At 60.5% G+C, this 22,299-nt stretch carries 16 protein-coding genes and 3 tRNA genes; all 19 read right to left on the reverse strand.

Features of this window, described 5'->3' with window-relative positions:
- Positions 1-128: 128 nt before the first annotated feature.
- The 19 genes from pelG to truA all read right to left on the reverse strand — a co-directional run bounded on the left by pelG (position 129) and on the right by truA (position 22,279).
- Positions 129-1,499: an exopolysaccharide Pel transporter PelG gene (gene pelG / locus V6F78_RS05800; RefSeq protein ID WP_047294280.1), complete on the reverse strand. Its 1,371-nt coding sequence runs from the start codon at positions 1,497-1,499 to the stop codon at positions 129-131.
- Positions 1,500-3,017, reverse strand: a complete 1,518-nt coding sequence (gene pelF / locus V6F78_RS05805; RefSeq protein WP_332726816.1) for a GT4 family glycosyltransferase PelF — start codon at positions 3,015-3,017, stop codon at positions 1,500-1,502.
- The gene (locus tag V6F78_RS05810; RefSeq protein WP_332726817.1) at positions 3,014-4,000 is read right to left on the reverse strand and encodes a HEAT repeat domain-containing protein; all 987 of its coding nucleotides are present in this window, start codon (positions 3,998-4,000) and stop codon (positions 3,014-3,016) included. The genes pelF and V6F78_RS05810 overlap by 4 nt, the downstream gene beginning before the upstream one ends.
- A complete protein-coding gene (locus tag V6F78_RS05815) occupies positions 3,978-5,342 on the reverse strand; it encodes a PelD GGDEF domain-containing protein (RefSeq protein WP_047294285.1) in 1,365 nt (454 codons plus the stop codon). Before V6F78_RS05815 ends, V6F78_RS05810 begins: the two co-directional genes overlap by 23 nt.
- 5 nt (positions 5,343-5,347) lie before the next feature.
- Entirely contained in the window at positions 5,348-5,866 is a 519-nt protein-coding gene (locus V6F78_RS05820; RefSeq protein WP_047275541.1) for a hypothetical protein, read from the reverse strand.
- Positions 5,867-5,894: 28 nt separating this feature from the next.
- Positions 5,895-9,506: a tetratricopeptide repeat protein gene (locus V6F78_RS05825; protein ID WP_332726818.1), complete on the reverse strand. Its 3,612-nt coding sequence runs from the start codon at positions 9,504-9,506 to the stop codon at positions 5,895-5,897.
- Positions 9,484-12,294 (reverse strand): bifunctional glycoside hydrolase 114/ polysaccharide deacetylase family protein, encoded by a 2,811-nt coding sequence (locus tag V6F78_RS05830; RefSeq protein WP_332726819.1) that lies wholly within the window; start codon positions 12,292-12,294, stop codon positions 9,484-9,486. The genes V6F78_RS05825 and V6F78_RS05830 overlap by 23 nt, the downstream gene beginning before the upstream one ends.
- Positions 12,295-12,835: 541 nt before the next feature.
- Positions 12,836-12,912: transfer RNA gene (locus tag V6F78_RS05835), tRNA-Asp, on the reverse strand.
- 100 nt (positions 12,913-13,012) lie between these two features.
- Positions 13,013-13,089, reverse strand: a tRNA-Asp gene (locus V6F78_RS05840).
- 55 nt (positions 13,090-13,144) lie between these two features.
- Positions 13,145-13,220: transfer RNA gene (locus tag V6F78_RS05845), tRNA-Val, on the reverse strand.
- Positions 13,221-13,363: 143 nt separating this feature from the next.
- On the reverse strand, positions 13,364-14,131 hold the full coding sequence (locus V6F78_RS05850) for an SDR family oxidoreductase (protein WP_371057587.1): 768 nt from the start codon (positions 14,129-14,131) through the stop codon (positions 13,364-13,366).
- An 8-nt stretch (positions 14,132-14,139) separates the two neighbouring features.
- Positions 14,140-15,351 (reverse strand): O-succinylhomoserine sulfhydrylase, encoded by a 1,212-nt coding sequence (locus V6F78_RS05855; protein ID WP_332726820.1) that lies wholly within the window; start codon positions 15,349-15,351, stop codon positions 14,140-14,142.
- A 95-nt stretch (positions 15,352-15,446) separates the two neighbouring features.
- Entirely contained in the window at positions 15,447-16,952 is a 1,506-nt protein-coding gene (gene purF, locus V6F78_RS05860) for an amidophosphoribosyltransferase (protein WP_047275550.1), read from the reverse strand.
- A 41-nt stretch (positions 16,953-16,993) separates the two neighbouring features.
- Entirely contained in the window at positions 16,994-17,551 is a 558-nt protein-coding gene (locus V6F78_RS05865) for a CvpA family protein (RefSeq protein WP_047275552.1), read from the reverse strand.
- A gap of 106 nt (positions 17,552-17,657) precedes the next feature.
- Positions 17,658-18,287 (reverse strand): SPOR domain-containing protein, encoded by a 630-nt coding sequence (locus V6F78_RS05870; RefSeq protein WP_047275554.1) that lies wholly within the window; start codon positions 18,285-18,287, stop codon positions 17,658-17,660.
- A complete protein-coding gene (folC, locus tag V6F78_RS05875) occupies positions 18,271-19,578 on the reverse strand; it encodes a bifunctional tetrahydrofolate synthase/dihydrofolate synthase (RefSeq protein WP_314400729.1) in 1,308 nt (435 codons plus the stop codon). Before folC ends, V6F78_RS05870 begins: the two co-directional genes overlap by 17 nt.
- Entirely contained in the window at positions 19,575-20,495 is a 921-nt protein-coding gene (gene accD, locus V6F78_RS05880) for an acetyl-CoA carboxylase, carboxyltransferase subunit beta (RefSeq protein ID WP_047294292.1), read from the reverse strand. Before accD ends, folC begins: the two co-directional genes overlap by 4 nt.
- 272 nt (positions 20,496-20,767) lie before the next feature.
- The gene (locus tag V6F78_RS05885; RefSeq protein ID WP_332726821.1) at positions 20,768-21,391 is read right to left on the reverse strand and encodes a phosphoribosylanthranilate isomerase; all 624 of its coding nucleotides are present in this window, start codon (positions 21,389-21,391) and stop codon (positions 20,768-20,770) included.
- 63 nt (positions 21,392-21,454) lie between these two features.
- Entirely contained in the window at positions 21,455-22,279 is an 825-nt protein-coding gene (gene truA, locus V6F78_RS05890; RefSeq protein WP_094991156.1) for a tRNA pseudouridine(38-40) synthase TruA, read from the reverse strand.
- Positions 22,280-22,299: the final 20 nt, after the last annotated feature.

The raw sequence follows: 22,299 nt of genomic DNA on the forward strand, positions 1-22,299 counted from the left end.
CCTGAAGAGAACAGTACGGGCGAATGCGCGCAGTTTGATCGGATGACGTGTCCAGAACAAGTCGAAGATGCGGCCTGTGGTCGCTGGACAGGCCAATGACCACCGTACTCGCAGGCCGCGTTTCCCGCTTAATGGCTGAGCATGAAGGTGTGGTACTCAAGGTCATCCAGCGCCGTCGACAACTGCTGCAACGCCACCCATACGCACACCAGCAACGACAAGGTAAACCCATAACCGAAGAAACTCGGGCCCAGGTACAGGCTGAGCAGGGTCAAAGCGCCGTTGAGCAGCACAAACATCACACACAGCTTGAGTACGATGGCCCGCTTGTCGAGGTAGAAAAACACGTTCAGCAGCGCCATGAACACCACCTGAATGCTCACCCCCACCAGATCGATGTAAAACAACGGCAGGTAGTAACTGGAAATCCCCAGCCATTCGAGCAGGTGCGGCGCAAACAGGAACAACAGCACCGCCGTCAGCCCCTGCACTTTGCAAATCTCCAGCAGCCCTTGCTGGATCGACAGCGTCATCTCTGTCTTGATCTGGCCGATATGCTGCAACGTCTCCCCTTCGCGGATCGCCCGGAACAGACGGTCGTACCACTGCGCAAAGTCGGTTTCGATACGGACCAGGAACACCGCCATGCCGGGGATGATCGCCAGGTACGCGAGGAAGATCGGCAAGTCGTACAGCACCGACGAGCGCATCGGGCCGATCACCGCGCTGGAGGTGGCCGGGTTGAACCAGAAGATGAACTTGTCGATCCAGATCCCCAGGTTGTAGCAGAGCCCAGTCAACAGCAGGCTGGTGAACACCTGACGCCGGTCCAGAAAGTCGAACGCCACCAGTGTATCGGCGCGGTATTCGCGCAGGATGTCGTAGAGGTACAGGAACAACAGCGCACCGTGGCCGATCAACAGCGCCAGCAGCAAACCGTTGATCCCCATGAAGCTCAACAGCCAGGCACTCAGAACCATCAGCGCATAGCCCACCAGCATCACCAGCAAAATCCGGTTATAGGCCTTCATCCCCGACAGAAAGATGATCACCAGCCACAGGTTGCACAGGGTCACAAAATTGGCCAGCACCAGCAGCCGGTACATCAACGGCTCGTCAAACAGCGCCCACAGCAACAGCGCGCCCAGCCCCCCCGAACTCAGGGTGACGAGCAGCAGCACACCCACCAGATTGGGCAAGATCCGCGAGAATTTGCGTTCAAACAGCCGGTCGGAGACGAAGCGGGTGAAAAACAGTTGCAGGCCACCCGTGAGGATCAACGAGGTTGCCATCAGGTAAGTCACGGTGATCAAAAACTGCCGGACCAGCATTTCCGGCATCAACAACCCGAGGCTCAACACCCCCACCAGCATCACGCTGACAATCGACAGCACCCACGGCCCCGAGCTGATCAGCCCGGCGTATACATAGGCATGCAAGGTCGCGGTGTACGTGTCGCGCGACAGGATTTTGCGCAGTTCAAAACCGATGCCAGCCATTTACACCGCCTCCATGGCTGCGCGGTACAGGGTGCGATAACGCTCGAACATCAGATTTTCTCCGTAATAACGATGCACCCGCTGCAAACCACTGGCTTGCGCGGCCTGCCAGCGTTGCGGGTCGCGCAGCAGACCGAGAATGGCGCGGGAAGTGGCCTGCGGATCGGCAATCGCCACCACTTCCCCGGCCAGCCCCAGGTCGCGGTCTTGGGCAATGCCGCCTTCGATCAACTCACGGCACGAGCCCACGTCGCTGGAGACCACGGGAATCCCCGCCGCCCAGGCTTCCAGAATGACCAGTGGCTGGGCCTCACTGATGGAGGTCAGCACCATCAACCCCACTTGCGGCAGGATGTTTTGAATGCTCTGGAAACCCAGAAACAGCACGTTGTCTTCCAGCCCCAGGCTGGCCACCAGGCTGCGGCACTCGCTGACGTAAGCCGGGTCTTCCTCTTCGGGGCCGACAATCCAGCCCTGCACGTGCGGCATGGCGCTGACCACGCCGCGCAGGGCGCGGATAAAGGTTTTCACGTCCTTGATCGGCACCACGCGACCAATCAGCCCCACCACCGGCAAGAGGCCGTCAGGGCGGGCCTGCAACGCGGCCGTCCATTTCGGCAAGTCGATGCCGTTTGGGATCACTTGTGTACGCGCCGCATCGGCACCGTCCTTGATCTGCCGCTGACGGTTGCCGTCATACAAGGCAATGATGTTGTCGGCGTGGTCGTAGACCAGCCGCCCAATGCGTTCAAAGAAGCGGATCCACAGGGTGCGCATGTAACCGGTGCCGGTGTCCAGGCTGCCATTGAGGGCCTGCTCGCTGCTTTCTGCGATCCAACTGGCCTGAGCCAGGTCGATCTTGCGCTCCTTGGTGTAAATGCCGTGTTCGCTGAGCAGGTAACGACACCCCCAGCGCTGCTTGAGGATGCAGCCCACCAGCCCCGCATACCCGGTGGAAATCGCATGCAAAACCCGCGCCCTCGGCATGTCGCGGGCGGCCTCGGCCAGCATCAGCAAGGGCGACTGCATCGAACGCACGGTCCAGAAATAATTGACGAACGAAGGATCGCTACAGTGCTGGAGATAGTCCGCGCTCAGGGTTTCCCAACTGGCGCGGCTGCGTAGCACGTCCGCCAGGCTGAGGCGATCCTGTGCCAGCGCGTCGAGTAGCTGCTGGCCCTGCGCCACATCGGGCGCGTCCGGGTGGTGCAAAAAGCGATACAGGTTGGCCAGTTCCGGGGCAATGGCCTGCTCGCGGGTGGTGCCCGGCGAGCAGCCTTGCCATGCGTCTTCAAGGAACACCTCTTTGATGTGCACCACGTTCGGCGGGATGTCGTAGTTTCGGCGGCTATAGGCGTTACGTTGCCCGCCGATGAACAGCACCGAAAACGTGACTTCGGGCAATCCCAGCAGCATCTGGTGAATCCAGCTTGAGACCCCGCCGCGTACGTACGGCCAGGTGCCTTCAAGCAGCAGACAAACATCGGCCATCGGCACATCATGTTGTGGTGTGTTCATAACCAGCACCTTGCGAGGTCGGCAAAGGGAGGGCGACGCAACAGGTCGGCGGGCAAGGCCGCCAGCAAAGACGGAATTTGCGCGTAATGCCCGGCCCTGAAGGCAATTTCAGCGTGAAACGGAATCAACAGCGAGGCGTCGATACCGGCCTGTTCGGCGGCCTCCAGGTGTGTCAGCGCACTGCCCAGTGCACCCATCTCCAGCGCAATACGTCCCGCCAGCAGGTGCAACTCGCCGCCCTCACCTTCGCGCAAGCCTTGCTCGGCATGTTCACGCGCCTGATTGAGCACGTGTTCGAGCACACTGCCCTGGGCCAGCCCCAAATACGCCAGCTCCCAATACCAGCGCGCCAGCGTCGCGTGTAAGGCCGCCCGGGTCGGCGGTTTGGCGGTGGACAGCTGTTTGAGGTCGGCCTGGATGTGCTGATTGATGTCGTTCTCCTGCTTGTCGAGCATCGAATACGCCAGCAAACGCACGTCATCACTGGGGTCGGCCAGGGCCAGTTTGAGAATCGGGATCGCGTCTCTGCCCGGCATGCGCCGCGTACTCAGCAGCGCCGACAGGCGCAGATCCGGGTCGGGTGCGTGACGCAGGACGTCCTGTAAACCGCCATCGCGAAACATTGGCGAATGCAGCGGTTGCGACCGGAACGGCAACTTCGGGATGCCCAGCGCCTGCCAGGCTTGCTTCTCACGAGGACGGGGCCAATACAGCGCCGGAAAGATCACGCACGCGACACCCAAGGCGCCGACCACCGGGATAAAAAACACCAGTGAAAACAGAAACAGCGGGCTCCAGGGCAGGGGCTGGCGATAGCGCGCGGGCAGCAGCATCCAGACACCGGCGCACAGCATGCCACTGGCCATCCCATGGGCGATCACATACAGCACGAACGCCTGCCCCGGCGGCAGGTCGACCCAGAGGCTGGACCAACTGCTCGCCTCCAGCATTACCCCAAGGCTAAATAGCCACTTGCTGATCATTCAGGCCACACTCGTTGAACAGGAAGTTACGCAAGCCGCCGCGCTCGCACGCGGGCTCCAGGGTGTACGCGAATGCGCGCACGCCCAGGCTTTGCAAGGTGTGTTGCTGACCGAAATGCTCGTGCACCAACGTGTTCAGACGCGTCAGGTAACCTTCGGCGCCCTCGGCACTGGTCAGCGGTAACAGCACCAGCAGCCCATCATGGTCGCGCTGGTTGCGCACGTTCAGTTGCAGATCGAGCCCGCGCTGGCTGCGTTCAAACAGGCTGAGCAATGGCGGGTTGGGTTCGGTCAGCTCGAAGAAGAACAGGCACGCTGACAAGTCGTGCTGTTGCACATCGATCAAGGATCGTTTGAGTTGCTGGGCAAAGTGTTGCGCGTCGGCATCCGGCAGTTGCAGGCTGAGGTGGTCACTGCTCAGCAAGTCAGCGATATGCCCGGCCAGCAATGCGAGCAAACTCAGGGTGCGCTCCTGAAACGCGAAGAACGGCATCTGGCGCACGGCCAGAATCGCCAGCACTCGCCCCTCGGTGTCCGTCAGCGGCACGCACACCTGCAACGACGAAAAATCACTCTGCTCGCCGTTGTCAGTCAGGTTGCTGCGCACACTGACCAACTCGTTGCGTTCAAGGCACAAGGTAATCAGCGGGTCGTGCACCGACAGCGGGCCCATCACACCAAGGGTGGCCAAGGGCTCATCTTGAACCCGGCGTTGCGCATCCACCGGGTATAGGCCCGCTACCCGCAACGACCCGTACTGGCCCAGGATCGCCACAATCGGTTCGGCCAGGGCCACCAGCGGTTGCGGGGTGCCTTGCAGCGTGCGCAACCGTTCGCGCAAGCCCAGCAATGAGCTGCGCAGGCTTTGATCGCTGCCCGCGACCCGCTGCTCCAGCCGGTCATGGGAAACCCGCAACACCTGATGGTGCCGGGTGAACTCGTCGAGGCGGTACTGGCGATAATTGTTGGCCATCTGCAAACGCTGCAAACGCCGGTCCCACAAGTCGCGCACTTCGCCCACCACCATGGTGCAGACCAAAATACCGACGATGAATGAAGGCGAAATCTCGGCGTACAGCGGCCACCCTTGTTGGCGCAAGACGAAAAACGCCATCACGATCAGGCACGCGCTGCTGACCCCTCGCACAAACCCGTAGCGCACGCTGATCAACAGCGGCGCCAGCAGGGGCCAAGGGAACTCGCCACGCACTTGCAGCGGATCGTCGGGGGTCAGCCACAGGCCAAGGCCGAGCGCCAGCGCGGTGATGACCAGCGTCTCAAGCCAAGAGCCGAGGCCCTGGGTTCTTGGCGCCAGGCTGAAATCCATATGGGGGGAATTCATCTCAGTTACTCGATCCGAAGGCCGCCGACCAGTTTGTTCAGCACTTTCTGCGCAGAACCGGCCAGGCTTTCACGGGACCAACCGGCGCGCGCACCACTTTCGCTCCACAACACACGGCCGGTGGCCGGTTCAATGACCCGCAGGCTGATCCCCACCGCCGGTTCGCCATCCAGACCGTTCTTGTACTGCCACTCTTCGACGCTGCCCGCCACCACGTAATCGAGCTTCTGCTGACGCGCCCAGTCCATGGCGCCGCTCAAGCGCTCGTTGTCGTCCAGCAGGGCTTGCTCGCCCTGCTCGCCCACCGGGTACATCTGGGGGTGCAAGCCTTTGCTGCTCAACACGCTGAGCAGGATTTGCTCGCTGCGTTCACCCGCCTGCGGGGTTTGCGAATAGTTGACCAGTGGCACCACGCCCCACTGGGCACTGCGGGACAAGGTCGGGCTGTTTTTACCGGTGAAGCTGCTGCACCCGGCGATGAGCAACACGCTCATGACCAGCGTCAGGTTTCGGATTGTTTGCATCGTATTTCTCCACATCATCATTGATAGATCAGCGCCCAAACCGCAGGCCATAGCTCATGCCCAACGTGCCACCGGCACCCGCGCCGCCCTGAGGCGAAGACTGGTAACCGAACGTGAATGCCAGTTCGTCATCGCCCAGCACCTCCATGCCCAGGCCCGTGTCCACGCCCCAGTTGAAGGTCTTGTCGACCCACTGCCAGCCCGCCGTCACGTCCACCAGCCAGGTGTATTGCGCCTTGGTGCGGTTCAACGCCCCCGGCATGCCACGCCGCCATGAACTGCCGACATACACCTGGCCATAACGCGCTTGCAGCAAGTCACGGGCCGTGAGCGGCGACGTAACGTCCACGGCGCGCGCGCCAATCACCTGGCCCTCGTCATCTTCGATGGGCTCTGGCTCGTAGCTCGGTTTGAGGAAGGCCGTGAGGTCGTTCAGCTCACCGCTTTTGAGGGCATTGCGCTGATAATCGGCACCGGCACGCACCACCCAGTTGGGGCCTTCGAATTCCAGCGTATGGGCCAGTTCCAGCTTGGCCTCCTGCCCGGAGCCCAGTGCATCGCCTGTACGGGTCGAAAAGCGGTTATGCGACAGCGCCCAACTCAATTGGTCCCGCGCCGAGAAACCGTGCTGGCCCTTGACCCACACCCCGTCGTGCTGACCGAAGGCGCGCATCAATCCGGTTTCGTCGCTCTGGCGATGCCAGTCGAGGCCGGTTTCGATCTCATCGGTTGCACTCAATTGCCACGCGCGGCTCAGGCCAACGCCGTTGCGGTCGTGATCCTTGCGGGTGCTGAGGTCGGCAATCAGGCTGTAACTGCCGTCACTCAGTTGACGGCGCAAGGTGAGCAGCGCGTTGCGCTCCTGACCCAACTCGCCATCGCGCAGTTGATCGCTGTCATAGCGCCCCTGGCCCAGCACCAGGCTGGCGTACCAGTCGTCATTGAGGTGGCGCGCGACCGTCAGTTGCGGACCGGTGATGTCCAGCCCGCCAAAATCCTTGCTCTGCCAGCTCAACTGAATGCCTTGCGGCGTGCGGTCAAGAATCTCGACGGCCTGACGCCGCAATTGCTCGCGAATCAGGGCCGACTGCTCGTCCCCCAAGGCCGACAACCCCACGCTCAGGGCGTGACCGTCATGGCCCAGTTGACTGAGGGCCTCGACTTGTTGCGCCGGGTCCAGTTCGCCGCTGGCCAGCAGTTGCTTGAGCATGTCGCGATTGCGGTCACGCAGCGCTTGCTGGATCAGTTCAAAGCGGTCGACTTTCAGGCCCTGGCTGCGCGCCCAGGCCAGCCAGTCATTTTTCTGGGCCGATTGATTGGTTTCGTCCAGCCGCGCCAGCAGGCGCTCGAACCACAGTTGCAACATCGCCGGCGAGCCGTCCTGCCATTGCAACGCCTTGTTCTGGGCCAAACGCGCCGAATAGCTGCTGGCCAACAGGCGCAGCCACATCGAATAACGTTGAGAGGCTTCAAGCCCCGGTTGCAGGTCCACGGTCCGGGTCAACTGCAAGCGCAAACGCTGCGCGGCTGCCAACGCGCCGGACGCTTCCAGCGCGTCGGCATAACCGGCCTGCACCAGCCAATCCTGTGGGTTGGCCTTGAGGTACAGGCGATACCAGGCCAGCGACTCGCGGGTGCGCCCAACCATCTGGCTGGCACTGGCAAACGGCAACCACAGCAGGTTGTCGTTACGCGCCCGCGCCCGCCATTTTTGCAGCAATGGGCCAATCTCAGCCGTGCGGCCCTGATCGATGTACAGCCACAGCAAGCGCTCGCGAAACAGGTTGTCATCGTCGTAACGCGCCAACCCCTGCTTGAGCAGGTGCTCAGCCTCGGGGAAGCGTTGCTCGTGTACGGCCAACGCCGCGCGGGCCGCCAGCACTTGTTCCTGATCGTTGGCCTGTGGCCATGCCTGCGCGCTGTCGAGCAATGCACTCACTTGAGCCCAGTCCTGCAGCTCCTGCGCCACTTGCAACGCCACCACCAGACGCTGCGGGTTATGGGTTTTGTTCCAGCTTGCAATCATCAGCGCCAGTGCCTTGTGCGGCGCACGCTTGCGGTACAGGTTGGCCAGTTGCTCCTCTTCGCCGTAATGCAGCGAGCCCTTGATGGCCAGCAGCCTTTCGAGGGCTGGCTGCAAGTCATCGTCGCGCTCCAACTCCCACGCCAATGCCGCGCGCAGCGCCCAATACTCGGGGTCTTCAATGCCCTGGTTATCGATGTCCAGCACCTGCCACGCCCCTTGGGTATCAAAAAACCTCAGGTGCGACCCGGCCCAGTCCACGCGCTCGGTGACGGTGATCGGAAAATGCTTCGCCATCGCCTGCATGACCACGGTCTTGGCCGGGTATTGCTCGGTGTTTTCCAGGTTCTGGCTCAGGCGCACCCAGGCCAGACGCTGCTCCGGGTATTTTTTCAAACTGGCACGCAGCACCGCCTCGGCCAGTTGCGGCGTGCCCCGCTGTTCGTGGGCAAACACCAGCGCATCCAGCTCGGGGCCGGTCAGGCTGCGTGTGTCCAGAAGGCGGGTGAGTAACGGGATGCCGTGGTCGAAATCAAACAACTGGATCGACAACCGCCACGCATGCTCATACGCCGCCGGGTCATCCTGCAGTTTGAGGTAGGCCATCCAGTAATCCAGCGCCTGATAGTTGTCGCCCTTCCACTCGCCCAGTCGGGCCATTTGTTGCAGGAACGCAGCATCGCCGGCTTCGATCTGCAACAACTCTTGCCCCACACGCCAGGCGCCGTCCTGATCGCCAAACGCCAGGCGCAAGCGGAACTCCTTGCGTAACGCGGCAAGGTTGCCCGGCTGCAAGGTGCGCCACTGCTGGAGCAGCGCTTGCGCTTCCTGCAACTGGTCGTGGGCGATGGCCGCTTCAACGCCTTGCTCCAGCCAATGCGGATCGCTGACAGGATCGTTGAGTTGCGCCACTTGTCGACCCAACAGCGCCGCCGCTTCAGCGCCGCGGTCTGCCGCGATCAAGGCGTCGAAGGCTTGGCGCAGGTAGTGTTTGTGTTGCTCGGGCGTGCTACTGGACGCTTCCAGTTGCAGGTACAGGTCCGCGGCACGGCCGGGTTGTTCACCCGCCATCGACCATTGCGCGGCACTGCTTAACCACGCCAGGCGCCGGGCCGGATCGCGCTCGGCCAGCTCGGCATAGCATTGCCCCGCCAGGCCCGGCGCTTGCAGCACCAACAGCAACTGTGCCATGCGTTCCAGTGCCGCTATCGGCAACTGAGCGCGATCCAATGTGCTCAAGCGCTCGACTAACGCAGTGCGGGCGGCGTCATCGGCGTCCTTGGGCAACGTCAGTTGATCAAGCTGCAACGCGTACAAGCGGGCCACCGTGGTATTGGGGTGCGGCCATTGGTTCAAGTGTTTGCGCGCTCTGGGGTACTCGCCCAAAGTGATCAGCAGGTCCAGCAGTTTGATCCGCAACGCATCGTCTTGTGGGTGCGCGGTGAGCAACAGTTCCGCGTAGTTGGCCGAGACGGCGTCCGGCTGACGGTTGTCCGGCAAGAACACGCTTTCCTGTTGAAAGGTCATCCACAGCAGTCCGCCGACCGCCACGGCCACCACCCCCAGCGCCCATGGATTGAGCAGGCGGGTTTTCTTACTGGCAGAGGAGTTGGGCATCACTCACCTGCTTGATCGGTAATGAGAAGAACCACAGGCCATTTTCCGCCCGGGGGGAATAGCGCTGCCCTTTGATCTCGACATGGCACGGCCCTGCGGCCCGCACTGAAAACTGAATGTCGAACTCACCGGCAAACGCGAACGTGATGCGGCCATCGTCCTCATATCGCCAGGCGCTGAGCGGCACGTTGGCCTCCTCCAATGCCGGGCGCGGGTCGCGATCCGGGCGCAGGGCCAGCAAGGCGCGATCGCGGCTCAAATGCACGTATCGGCCTTGCGGCAGGTCGCGGACCCCGGCCACACCTTGAGAACGGGTCATGTCTGGCCAGCCCATCTGCGGGTCGATGCGCACGGTGCGCAAGGCGTTCATGCCGAGTATTTGCCAGTCACCGTCGGCTGTGCGCGCCAGGCTCGATTCATACAGACCGCGCACCCGTGGCAAGTAGTCGCTCATCCAAAGCGAGATCGGCTGTTGCTTGATCATGAAGGCATAAATGTCATCCATGACCTTGATCGAGGCCTGCTTGGTGCCGGAATAAAAGTGGTAATACAGGTGCAAGCCGCGCAAACGGCGCGGTTTGTCCGTCAACTCGAACGTGTCGATGACGTCGCGAAAGCCGTAGAACGGACCCTTCCACAGGTTGGTGTACATGTTTTCGTTAATGATCGGGGCATAGATCTGCAAGCCGCCTGCGGTGGGCCGCAACAGCGGCGAGAGCCCGGTCAGTGACGGGTTGGCGTGGGTGATGATGGTGGTGCCGCCGTTCACATTTTGCAGGCCCGCTTCATACGCGTATTGAAGGGTGGCTTCGTCGGGCAACGCATCGCCGGGCCAAAAAATCATCTTCACCGGCTTTTGCGCGGTGGTCAGGTTGTTGTTGATGTAATCGCGCGAACCAAACACTTCGCGACGAAAGTCGATTTTGTCGTACCCCGGGATTTTCATGTTCAGGCCATATTCGGGATGGAAGCCGTCTTCTTTCATGGCTTTTTCCGGCTGCATGAAGAACGGGTGACTAAAGGTATGGGTGGCCACCTCAACTTTAGGGTCGGCAAAAATAGTCCGGGCGATGGGTTCCAGTTCTTTGGCCAGGAACGGGAACATGCCGCGTGGGGAGATCTCCCCTTCGATGATCGACACCGAGGTCAGGAACGGATGAGGCTTGATAAACAGGTCCAGCACCGACTGCCCTGCGTAGGGCGTGCCCCGGATCTCTGCGCGGGACGGAAAACCGTCACCGTCGATGTGAACCGTCGCAATGCGTCGGCCGTTTTCGGTGGTGGTGTCGGGGTGCGGTTGCAGTGGCAGGCGCAATGCGCGCTGGATGAACGCGAACGGATCGATGATCCAGCGGCTGGCTTCGCCATTGGACTCCACCAAATACGGCGCCATGACCATGCCGCCCCACTCGCCAATGGCGACCGGCGCGAATTCGTTGCCTTTGTCGTCGGCCAGTAACAGACCCGGCTTCGGGCCACCCGGCAAAATCGACAACGGCGTCAGTTCGCGGGTGCGCAGCCTTAAGGGCGCTTCGAAACCGCCGATCAACGACGCGTCTTGCGACAGCAACGTCAGCGAAGTCGGGGCACTCTGCACTGACTGGTGCAACCCGAGGCGCTTGAGCAGCACGGCGTTTTCAATCGGCATGCCGGCCAGAAACACCAGTGGCACGTCTTCATCCAGACGTTGGGTGATCCAGGCATTAAAATGCTGTGCATCCTGCGGCGGGCCGGTGTTCATCCAGCTCACCACCCCGGCATAGACGCCCTTGAAACGATGGGCCGGCAGCGGTTTGTCGACCGGGAAGTAGTCAATCCGGTAGCCCAGGTATTCAAGCAGACCACCGAGCATCACATGCCCGGCGTTGACCGTCAGGTCCCCTTCACGCGGGTCATACAGCATGGCGATGCGGCGTGGCTGGACTTCAAGGGTGCTGACGCCCAGGTAGTCGAGTTCCGGGGTGGTCACGAACGGGATAAAGCCTTCATCGCGTAATTGACGGGCCAGTTTACGTGCCTGCTCACGCTGGCTCGGCGGCAGGTAATCAATGGCGACCAGCGGCATGCCTTTGTCGCGCAGCGGTTTGAGATGGGTCTCCAGCCATTCGCGGTCGGCTTGCGAGACAGGCCGATAGCGCTTGGCCCCGGCGTCCCAGCCTGCGTGTATCGACTCGACCGCCACGGCAGCGGCTACACCGTCGAGTTCAGGCAACACTTCAAAACCGCGGTTAAAGAACAGCTTGAGCTTCGGTTCGCGGGCATGCAGTTCACGCAGAAAACTGGCCAGCGCAGTTTGCTGGCCGGGCCATTGCGAGGGCGGCAGCAGTTGAAAGCTGTCCAGCGTGTCGAGAAACAGACCGGCATACCCTTGCGCTTGCAATTGATGAGCACGCTCGAACAGATGATTGCGCCATTGCGGTGATGTCAGGTCCATCACCTGGCTGTTCCAGGCCTTGTTGCGCTTGGCACTGGCGCCTTTGTCCAGCCCGAGCTCAGTCAGGCTGCCACGGTCGCCATCGAACTCGCCTACAGAGAGATAGGCAAACGGCTGACTGCCTAGTTGGCGAATACGCGCAACGTCTGCGGTGGACACATGACCGGACTCAACGACCGCCCATTCAAACTGTGCCAGCTCCTGCAGCGGGGGATTTTCTGCGTACCAGAACGCCACGCTGCGGGGCGCGGGTTCAGCCGCTTGGCTGGCGGTGCCGGTGATGCACAGTGAAAACGCGGCTAACAGGCGTAAAGCGACGGTACACGCACGCCTCCTGCGAAACTTATGCTCCATAACGAACGTTTGACCTTAATGACCGAATCCAGGGCAGTTATTGCAGTGCGGTCACCTCGGCATTCTCAAGGCGATCATGCGTCCTAGGCTGATTGAACACGGGAATAGCCCTGGCGACGGCGTTGCCGACGCAATGAGGTATGGCCCCTGAGCAGTCAATCGGACACAGCACTGCGCACCAATTGCGGGCAATCCTATGGATCCAAAATTCGGAGATCCAATTGGTTTTTTTATATCAAACCGGAATAAACGCCGTTTTTTTGACGACTTTAGTGTGAGCTAGAAAATACAACTGGATTAGCTGGAAAATTGACACGGCCGGGACAGTAGCTGATTAGACGCTTGCCATTCGATCGAATAGGGAAAAAGAGGCCATTCAGCTTGTTTGACTGGCATCCATTCCGGATACGCAGCACAGGGGAAGGGAAATGGCTTGAACGTGTATTGGGTGGGCGGGATGCAAAATCGCAGGCACAAAAAAAGCGACCCTGAGGTCGCTTGATTTTTAGCTTCAGAGAGTTCAAGGGCTCTGAGGCGAATATGGCGCAGCGGACGGGACTCGAACCCGCGACCCCCGGCGTGACAGGCCGGTATTCTAACCGACTGAACTACCGCTGCGTATCGCTCGGACTTGCGTCCGCTTGGAACAGTTAAACCGTGACTGAAAGGCTTCGGTGCTTTTCAATCGCAAATCAGGATCACCTGATTTGTAAAAATATGGCGCAGCGGACGGGACTCGAACCCGCGACCCCCGGCGTGACAGGCCGGTATTCTAACCGACTGAACTACCGCTGCGCGTCGGTTGGTGTTCTCTTCAGAACGACCTTTCTCTTGCGAGAAACTCAAGAAGTGGTGGGTGATGACGGGATCGAACCGCCGACCCTCTGCTTGTAAGGCAGATGCTCTCCCAGCTGAGCTAATCACCCTTTGCTTCGTTGAGGCCGCGAAATTTACGCACCTATCGAAGCTAAGTCAAGGACGAGATTGAACTTTTTTAAAAAAAAGCAGAAATCGATAATCCCTGACTATGGCCCAATCACCTTGCGTATCCATTCAGACCACAAGACACCTAAGCGTCGTACACCATTTTTTTACTCATGCCGCCATCGACCACGAACTCTTGCCCCGTTACAAACCCGGCATTGCGCGACAGCAACCAGGCCACCATCGACGCCACGTCTTCCACTGTCCCGACCCTGCCCGCGGGATGCTGCGAATGATCGGTATCGGCCAGTGGCTCAGCACGGCGCACGGACGGATCGCGGGCATCAATCCAGCCCGGACTCACCGCATTGACCCGGATCTCCGGCCCAAGGCTGATGGCCAGTGCATGCGTCAACGCCAGCAATCCCCCTTTACTCGCGACATACGCTTCGGTGTCGGGTTCGGACTGGCGGGCACGGGTGGACGCCAGGTTGACGATGGCGCCGCAGTGCGCCCGAAGGTAAGGGGCGCAATGCTTGGCCAGCAGCATCGGCCCGGTCAGGTTGACCGCCAATACGCGGTTCCAGTGTTCGAGGTCGAGGCTTTCAAGGGTCATGTTGTGCGGATCCGCAATGGCGGCGTTGCACACCAGTGCATCCAGACGCCCGAACTGCCCCAGCACCTGCGCCACGCACTGAATAACGTCCGACTCCTGTGCCACATCCATCGCCACAAACCAGGCGTTTTCGCCCAGCACCTTGGCCACTCTGGAGCCGCGTGCGCGGTCAATGTCCGTGAGCACCACCTGCCAGCCTTCGCTGACCAGCCAGGCGGCAATCCCCAGGCCAATGCCCCGCGCAGCCCCGGTCACCAGTGCCACGCGGCCGTTTCCCCCCGCCGATGTTTCGAGAATCAGGTCCGTCACAGTGCGGCAAGGCCTCGTGCCAGGTCCGCCTGCAAATCAGCCACATCCTCAAGACCCACCGCGATGCGGATCAGGCTGTCACGGATACCGGCCGCTTCACGCTCCTGAGGCGCCAGGCGGCCGTGGGACGTTGTGGCGGGATGCGTGATGGTGGTTTTACTGTCACCCAGGTTGGCGGTGATGGAAATCAGGCGAGTGGCGTCGATAAAGCGCCAGGCACCCTCCTTGCCACCCTTGACCTCAAAGCTGACCACGGCGCCAAAACCGCGCTGCTGGCGCTGGGCCAAAGCATGCTGCGGATGGCTCTTGAGACCGGCGTAATGCACTTTCTCGATGCCGTCCTGCTGCTCCAGCCACTCGGCCAGGGCCAATGCGCTGGCGCAGTGGGCACGCATGCGCAGGTTGAGGGTTTCCAGCCCCTTAAGGAAGATCCAGGCATTGAACGGGCTCAAGGTCGGCCCCGCGGTGCGCAGGAAACCCACCACTTCTTTCATCTGTTCGCTGCGACCGGCGACCACGCCGCCCATGCAGCGGCCCTGCCCATCGATGAACTTGGTGGCCGAATGCACCACGATGTCGGCCCCCCACTTCAGCGGCTGCTGCAAGGCCGGGGTGCAGAAGCAGTTGTCCACCACCAGCATCGCGCCCTTGGCATGGGCTACTTCAGCGAGCGCGGCGATGTCGACCAGCTCAGCCAACGGGTTCGAGGGGGACTCGACAAACAGCAATTTGGTGTTGGGCTTGATCGCGGCATCCCAACCCGACACCTCGGCCAGAGGCACGTAGTCAACCTGCACGCCAAAACGCTTGAAATACTTTTCGAACAGGCTGATGGTCGAACCGAATACGCTACGCGACACCAGAATATGATCGCCCGCGCTGCACAGGCTCATGACCACCGACAGGATCGCCGCCATGCCGGTGGCCGTGGCCACTGCCTGATCGGCGCCTTCCAATGCCGCAATACGCTCTTCAAAGGCGCGCACCGTGGGGTTGGTGTAACGCGAATAGACGTTGCCGGCTGCCTCGCCCGAGAACCGCGCAGCCGCATCGGCTGCGGTGCGGAACACGTAGCTGGAGGTCAGGAACATGGCGTCGCCGTGCTCGCCCTCAGGTGTACGGTGCTGACCCGCACGTACGGCCAAGGTGTCGAACGCTACGCCTTCAAGGTCGCTGTCCAGCCGACCGGCATCCCAATCCTGACTCATGCTGCCCACTCCTTGCTGTAATGACTGCTGTGTATTGGCTACTTTGCGTATCGGAAAAATGCAAACCGGCCCCTTGGGGCCGGTTCGGTGAAGCGTTAGTTGTTGTAGATGCCGATGGTGGCACCCACCCCCTGCGCAATCACCTTGGAGGCATCGTTGCGCGCACGCTCGATACGGTCCAGGTAGTTGTCATCGATGTCACCCGTCACGTACTTGCCATCGAACACCGCGCAATCGAATTTCTCGATCTTGATCTTGCCACCGCCCACGGCGTCGATCAGGTCAGGCAGGTCCTGATAGATCAGCCAGTCTGCGCCGATCAGATCAGCGACATCCTGGGTGGTGCGATTGTGTGCGATCAACTCGTGCGCACTCGGCATGTCGATGCCATACACGTTCGGGTAGCGAACCGCCGGTGCGGCCGAGCAGAAATACACATTCTTGGCACCCGCTTCGCGGGCCATTTGAATGATCTGCTTGCAGGTGGTCCCGCGCACGATCGAGTCATCGACCAGCATCACGTTCTTGCCACGGAACTCAAGTTCGATGGCATTGAGCTTCTGGCGCACGGATTTTTTGCGTGCCGCCTGGCCCGGCATGATGAAGGTACGGCCGATGTAACGGTTTTTGACGAAGCCTTCGCGAAATTTCACGCCCAGGTGGTTGGCCAGCTCCAGAGCCGCTGTACGGCTGGTGTCCGGGATCGGGATGACCACATCGATGTCGTGCTCAGGACGCTCGCGCAGAATCTTGTCAGCCAGCTTTTCACCCATGCGCAGACGGGCTTTGTAGACCGAAACGCCGTCGATGATGGAATCCGGACGCGCCAGGTAAACGTGCTCAAAGATGCACGGCGTCAACTGCGGGTTGGCTGCGCATTGGCGGGTGTGCAGCTTGCCATCTTCTGTGATGTAGACCGCTTCGCCGGGCGCCAGGTCGCGAATCAGGGTGAAACCCAGTACATCCAGCGAAACGCTTTCAGAGGCGATCATGTACTCCACGCCTTCGTCCGTGTGACGCTGGCCGAACACGATCGGGCGAATGCCGTTAGGGTCGCGGAAACCGACGATGCCGTAACCGGTCAGCATCGCAACCACGGCGTAACCGCCACGGCAACGGTTATGCACGTCGGTGACGGCGGCGAATACGTCTTCTTCGGTCGGCTGCAGCTTGCCGCGCTGGGCCAGCTCGTGCGCGAACACGTTCAGCAGCACTTCCGAATCGGAGTTGGTGTTGACGTGACGCAAGTCAGATTCGTAGATCTCCTTGGCCAGTTGCTCAACGTTGGTCAGGTTGCCGTTATGCGCCAGGGTAATGCCATAGGGCGAGTTCACATAAAACGGCTGAGCTTCAGCTGAAGTCGAGCTACCTGCAGTCGGGTAGCGAACGTGGCCGATGCCAACATTCCCGACCAGGCGCTGCATGTGACGCTGATGAAACACGTCACGAACCAGCCCGTTGTCCTTGCGCAGAAATAACCGGCCGTTATGGCTGGTTACAATACCGGCAGCATCCTGGCCGCGGTGCTGGAGGACGGTTAGCGCGTCATACAGCGCCTGATTGACGTTCGACTTACCGACGATACCGACGATGCCACACATGCGACGCAACCCCTACTTTATGGATCTGAACTGAACACCGCTCACTTGGGCTGGGTAGCCGGCAAGAGGTGCTCCTTGAACGGAATATCAGCGGGTACGCTGATACCGCTGGCGAGCCACTGACTGCTCAACCCCAAAATGAGGTTTTTCGACCAGTCGGCAACCAATAGAAATTGTGGCAAAAGCCGTGACTCTTGCCACCACGAGTCCTGCTGTACCGGCCCCAGGCTTAACAACCCGACCGCCACGACCACCAGCAATGCGCCACGCGCGGCGCCGAAGGCCATGCCAAGGAACCGGTCGGTCCCGGACAACCCGGTGACGCGAATCAGTTCGCCGATAAGAAAATTGATCATTGCGCCGACCAGCAAGGTGGCGACAAACATGATGGTGCACCCGGCAATGACACGGGCGGAAGGTGTTTCGATGTAGGCAGAGAGATATTCCGACAGGGAACCACCGAACATCCAGGCGACAACACCGGCAATGATCCAGGTGCACAGCGACAATGCCTCTTTGACGAAGCCACGCTTCAAACTGATCAGTGCAGAAATGGCAATCGTTGCAACGATCGCCCAGTCAACCCAGGTAAATGGCACGGTGCAGCCTACAGACAGATAAGGCGGCGCATTTTAGCAGAGCACCGCCTCACAGGTAAGGCGCTTTGAACGCGCATTACGTAACAGATTGAACCTTTTTTCAGTCTCAGCCACGTTCAGGCTGAAAGCGAACCACAAAACCCTTGAGATTTTGCTGCTTGCCCAGTAAATCGCGCAGTCGGTCGGCTTCTGCACGCTCCAACAAAGGCCCTACAAAAACCCGGTTCATCCCGCCAGAGCTCCGAACGTATGCGTTATACCCTTGATTGCGAAGGGTTTTTTGCAGGTTATCGGCACTGGCACGGTTGGACAAGCTGACCAACTGCACCGACCAACTGATCGGTAAACCATTGCCATCGACACGTTTTTGCGTGGTATCGAGTTTGGCTGGCGCTTGCGCCACCGTTTGTGCGGGGGTGACCGCTGGCGGCTTGGGCGCGACGGCGGGCTTGGCGACCACCGGCGGTACCACGACAGCTTCCGGTTGCGGCGCAGCCACCACGGCCTGCTCGACCGGGGCAGGCTCTTCGGGAATGACTTGCGGCTCGGGCACTGCAACCGGCTCAACCTGAACCTGCGGCATCACGGGCACTTGAGGCGCCGTGGGCGCATCGACCTGAATCTGACGCTGCTCATCCTGACGCGAAAACAGCATCGGCAAAAAAATCACCGCCAATGCCACCAGCACCAGCGCGCCCACCATGCGCTGCTTGTACGCCTTATCCAGCAAAGCCATGTGCAGCCTCCTCCGTGGCGCGCCGCTCCAGCCATTCAAGGGCTTCGGCGACACAATAGAATGACCCGAACAACAGAATTTCATCCGCTTCACTGGCCCGCTCGCACTGAGCCTCCAGCGCAGCCATGACACTGCCATGCTCTGAAACAGAGGCGCCCTGACGTCGCAGGACAGCTGCCACCTCAGCCGCCGGGCGAGTTCGGGGGGTGTCCAGCGGCGCTACCGCCCAGTGCTCGACCGGCACCGAAAACTCACCCACCACCCCGTCCAGGTCCTTATCTGCCAGCAAACCAAACACGGCCAGGCGCTTGCCTGTCACCGGGCGCTGCATCAGGCGCCGAACCAGATACTGCGCGGCATGCGGATTGTGACCCACATCCAGAAGCAGATTCAGGGTTTTACCCTGCCACTTGAACGAGCGACGATCAAGTCGGCCGGTCACACGGGTTGCCTGCAGCGCCTGCGCTATGCGCTCCGGCTGCCAGGGCAAGCCGCTCAGCGCGTAGCTTTGCAACGCCAGGGCAGCGTTTTCCATGGGCAAGTCAAGCAGGGGCAGATCGCGCAGTTCAATAACGCTCCCGTCCGCGCTCAGTCCACGCCAGTGCCACACCTGTTCGGTGGTAGCCAGGTCGAAATCACGGCCGCGAATAAAGAGCGGGCAACCCAGTTCATGGGCTTTATCCAGCAACGTCTGGGGCGGATTCAAATCACCGCACAGGGCAGGCTTGCCTGAACGAAAGATACCGGCCTTTTCGCACGCGACAGACTCTCGGGTATTGCCCAGGTATTCCACATGATCGACGCCAATGCTGGTGACCAACGCCAGGTCGGCATCCACCAGATTGACGGTATCAAGCCGACCGCCCAGCCCGACTTCCAGCACCACCGCATCGAGCCGGGCCCGCTGGAACAACCAGAAAGCGGCCAGCGTGCCGACTTCAAAGTACGTCAGGGAAATTTCACCACGACCGGCCTCGACCGCGGCAAAGGCTTCGCATAACTGCTCGTCCGTCGCTTCAACGCCCGCGATTTGCACCCGCTCGTTGTAACGCAGCAAATGCGGGGAGTTATACACCCCCACTTTCAGGCCTTGCGCTTGCAGCAAAGACGCTACAAACGCACAGGTTGAGCCTTTGCCGTTCGTGCCCGTGACCGTCACCACCCGAGGCGCTGGCTTGATCAGCCCCATACGGTTCGCTACTTCTCGCGAGCGCTCCAGGCCCATGTCGATGGCCGATGGATGCAACTGCTCAAGGTAAGCGAGCCATTGGCCAAGGGTGCGCCGGGTCATAGGTTTGCCGGAGCCGGCGGTACAACGATGGTTTCAACAGGAGGCGCGACGTACACCGGCGTCGGCAAGCCCATCATTTGCGCCAGCAGGCTGCCCAGGCGCGGGCGCAGCTCTTGACGCGAAACGATCAGGTCGATAGCCCCATGTTCCAGCAGGAATTCACTGCGCTGGAAACCTTCCGGCAGTTTTTCACGCACGGTCTGCTCGATGACACGCGGGCCGGCAAAACCGATCAACGCCTTGGGCTCGGCAACGATCACATCGCCCAGCATCGCCAGACTGGCCGAAACGCCGCCGTACACCGGATCGGTCAACACGGAAATGAACGGAATGCCCTCTTCGCGCAAGCGTGCCAGCACGGCGGAGGTCTTGGCCATTTGCATCAGGGAAATCAGGGCTTCCTGCATGCGCGCGCCACCGGACGCCGCGAAGCAGATCATCGGGCAGCGGTTTTCCAGCGCATGGTTGGCGGCACGCACAAAACGCTCGCCAACGATGGCACCCATCGAGCCACCCATGAACGAGAATTCAAAGGCAGACACCACGACCGGCATGCCCAACAGGGTGCCGCTCATGGAAATCAGCGCGTCTTTCTCGCCAGTCTGTTTCTGCGCGCCGACCAGACGATCCTTGTACTTTTTGCTGTCGCGGAACTTCAGGCGGTCAACCGGCTCCAGGTCGGCACCCAGCTCGACACGGCCGTCGGCGTCCAAAAAGATATCAATGCGTGCACGCGCGCCGATGCGCATGTGGTGGTTGCATTTAGGGCAAACGTCCAGGGTCTTTTCCAACTCAGGGCGATAAAGCACTGCATCGCAGGACGGGCATTTGTGCCACAGGCCTTCAGGTACCGAACTCTTCTTGACCTCCGAACGCATGATCGAAGGAATCAGTTTGTCTACCAACCAGTTGCTCATGCTTTTTTTCTCCAGTACCGGGGCGGCTTGAACACCTGGTTCAGGCCCCGTGTATGCCCTTGAGCTAAATTCATTAGGTATGTGGCGATGATTGCAGTCACCTGCGGTCAGCCCATGGCGAACCGGCATCTCCCTGCAACCCTCAGCCTTCCCGACAACACGCTCCAGAGCGGTTGCCACTTTAATTTCTGCCCGTCCAACGACCGGGCCCGCACGCTTTACAGCAGCGGTAATGATGGACGGTGGCAGACTGCCAACCGTCACATCACGCGTCAGTTTGTTCCACGAACCGCCTGCATGAAGGCACGTATTTTGTCGTGATCCTTGATGCCCTTGCTCTTTTCAACGCCGCCGCTCACGTCAACGGCATACGGACGAACGCGGTGAATGGCGTCTGCCACATTATCAGGTGTCAACCCGCCAGCCAGAATGATCGGCTTGCTCAGGTCCCGAGGTATCAAAGACCAGTCAAAGACCTCGCCGGTTCCCCCCGGCACGCCTTCAACGTAGGCATCCAGCAAAATACCACTGGCGCTGCCATACCGCGCGCAAGCCTGCGCAATGTCATCGCCGGCCTTCACACGCAGCGCTTTTATATAAGGCCGGTGAAAACCTTCGCACTGCTCCGGCGTTTCGTCGCCGTGAAACTGCAGCAGATCCAACGGTACGGCGTCGAGGGTTTCGTTGAGCTCACACGCGCTGGCATTGACGAAAAGACCGACCGTGGTCACGAAAGGAGGCAGTGCCGCAATGATTGCGCGAGCTTGCTGAACGCTTACAGCGCGCGGGCTTTTGGCATAGAACACAATGCCAATCGCATCCGCTCCGGACTCTACAGCGGCCAGCGCATCCTTTATGCAGGTAATACCGCAGATCTTGCTGCGAACGGCTGACATGTCGACTCCACCTCCGGATTGGTGCATGAAAGTGGCGGATGGTAACAAAAGCGTGCGCGGGCGTCAGCCGGCCAGTTCGCTAAAACCGGTCAGGAAATGCGGACCGATGTACCTGTCAGGCAACTGAAACTCATCGTGGTACTCGACCTGTACCAGGTACAGGCCGTAAGGGTGCGCCGTGACACCGCCCAAGCGACGTTGACGGCTTTCCAGCACCTCTTTGATCCACTCCACCGGCCGCTCACCGGCACCAATGGTCATCAGCACGCCGGCAATATTGCGCACCATGTGATGCAGAAACGCACTGGCGCGGATGTCCAGCACAATCATCTGCCCGTGGCGGGTGACACGCAGGTGATGCATTTCTTTGATCGGTGATTTGGCCTGGCACTGACCGGCGCGAAAAGCGCTGAAGTCATGCACTCCCAACAAGTACTGCGCCGCCTCGGCCATGCGCTCGACATCCAGCGGACGATGGTTCCAGGTGATTTCCTGATTCAAATGAGCCGGCCGTATCGGATCGTTATAAATGACATAGCGATAGCGCCGCGCGATGGCTTTGAACCGCGCATGAAAATGCGCCGGCATGACTTTGGCCCAGCTGACACTGATGTCATGGGGCAAATTGATATTGGCCCCCATCACCCACGCCTTGAGCGAGCGCTCAGCTTGCGTGTCAAAGTGCACCACTTGCCCGCAGGCATGCACACCGGCATCGGTACGCCCTGCGCACAACAATGAAACCGGGGACGCGGCGACTTTCGAGAGCGCCTCTTCAAGGGTTTCCTGAACGGTCAGCACCCCGTTGGCCTGACGCTGCCAGCCGCTGTACCGCGACCCTTTGTATTCAACGCCCAGCGCGATGCGGGAAAAACCTTCGGCAGCCATTTCAGCGGCTGCGTTATCTA

This window comes from Pseudomonas sp. ESBL9, assembly GCF_036668715.1.
GTDB lineage: Bacteria > Pseudomonadota > Gammaproteobacteria > Pseudomonadales > Pseudomonadaceae > Aquipseudomonas > Aquipseudomonas lundensis.

What these genes read in the sequence shown, in the direction of transcription:
- accD (WP_047294292.1), bottom strand. Translation starts at nt 20,495, where the DNA reads ATGAGCAACTGGTTGGTAGACAAACTGATTCCTTCGATCATGCGTTCG.
- V6F78_RS05820 (WP_047275541.1), bottom strand. Translation starts at nt 5,866, where the DNA reads ATGCAAACAATCCGAAACCTGACGCTGGTCATGAGCGTGTTGCTCATC.
- truA (WP_094991156.1), bottom strand. Translation starts at nt 22,279, where the DNA reads ATGGCTGCCGAAGGTTTTTCCCGCATCGCGCTGGGCGTTGAATACAAA.
- pelF (WP_332726816.1), bottom strand. Translation starts at nt 3,017, where the DNA reads ATGAACACACCACAACATGATGTGCCGATGGCCGATGTTTGTCTGCTG.
- pelG (WP_047294280.1), bottom strand. Translation starts at nt 1,499, where the DNA reads ATGGCTGGCATCGGTTTTGAACTGCGCAAAATCCTGTCGCGCGACACG.
- V6F78_RS05825 (WP_332726818.1), bottom strand. Translation starts at nt 9,506, where the DNA reads ATGCCCAACTCCTCTGCCAGTAAGAAAACCCGCCTGCTCAATCCATGG.
- V6F78_RS05885 (WP_332726821.1), bottom strand. Translation starts at nt 21,391, where the DNA reads ATGTCAGCCGTTCGCAGCAAGATCTGCGGTATTACCTGCATAAAGGAT.
- V6F78_RS05870 (WP_047275554.1), bottom strand. Translation starts at nt 18,287, where the DNA reads ATGGCTTTGCTGGATAAGGCGTACAAGCAGCGCATGGTGGGCGCGCTG.
- folC (WP_314400729.1), bottom strand. Translation starts at nt 19,578, where the DNA reads ATGACCCGGCGCACCCTTGGCCAATGGCTCGCTTACCTTGAGCAGTTG.
- V6F78_RS05810 (WP_332726817.1), bottom strand. Translation starts at nt 4,000, where the DNA reads ATGATCAGCAAGTGGCTATTTAGCCTTGGGGTAATGCTGGAGGCGAGC.
- V6F78_RS05830 (WP_332726819.1), bottom strand. Translation starts at nt 12,294, where the DNA reads ATGGAGCATAAGTTTCGCAGGAGGCGTGCGTGTACCGTCGCTTTACGC.
- purF (WP_047275550.1), bottom strand. Translation starts at nt 16,952, where the DNA reads ATGTGTGGCATCGTCGGTATCGTCGGTAAGTCGAACGTCAATCAGGCG.
- V6F78_RS05815 (WP_047294285.1), bottom strand. Translation starts at nt 5,342, where the DNA reads ATGAATTCCCCCCATATGGATTTCAGCCTGGCGCCAAGAACCCAGGGC.
- V6F78_RS05855 (WP_332726820.1), bottom strand. Translation starts at nt 15,351, where the DNA reads ATGAGTCAGGATTGGGATGCCGGTCGGCTGGACAGCGACCTTGAAGGC.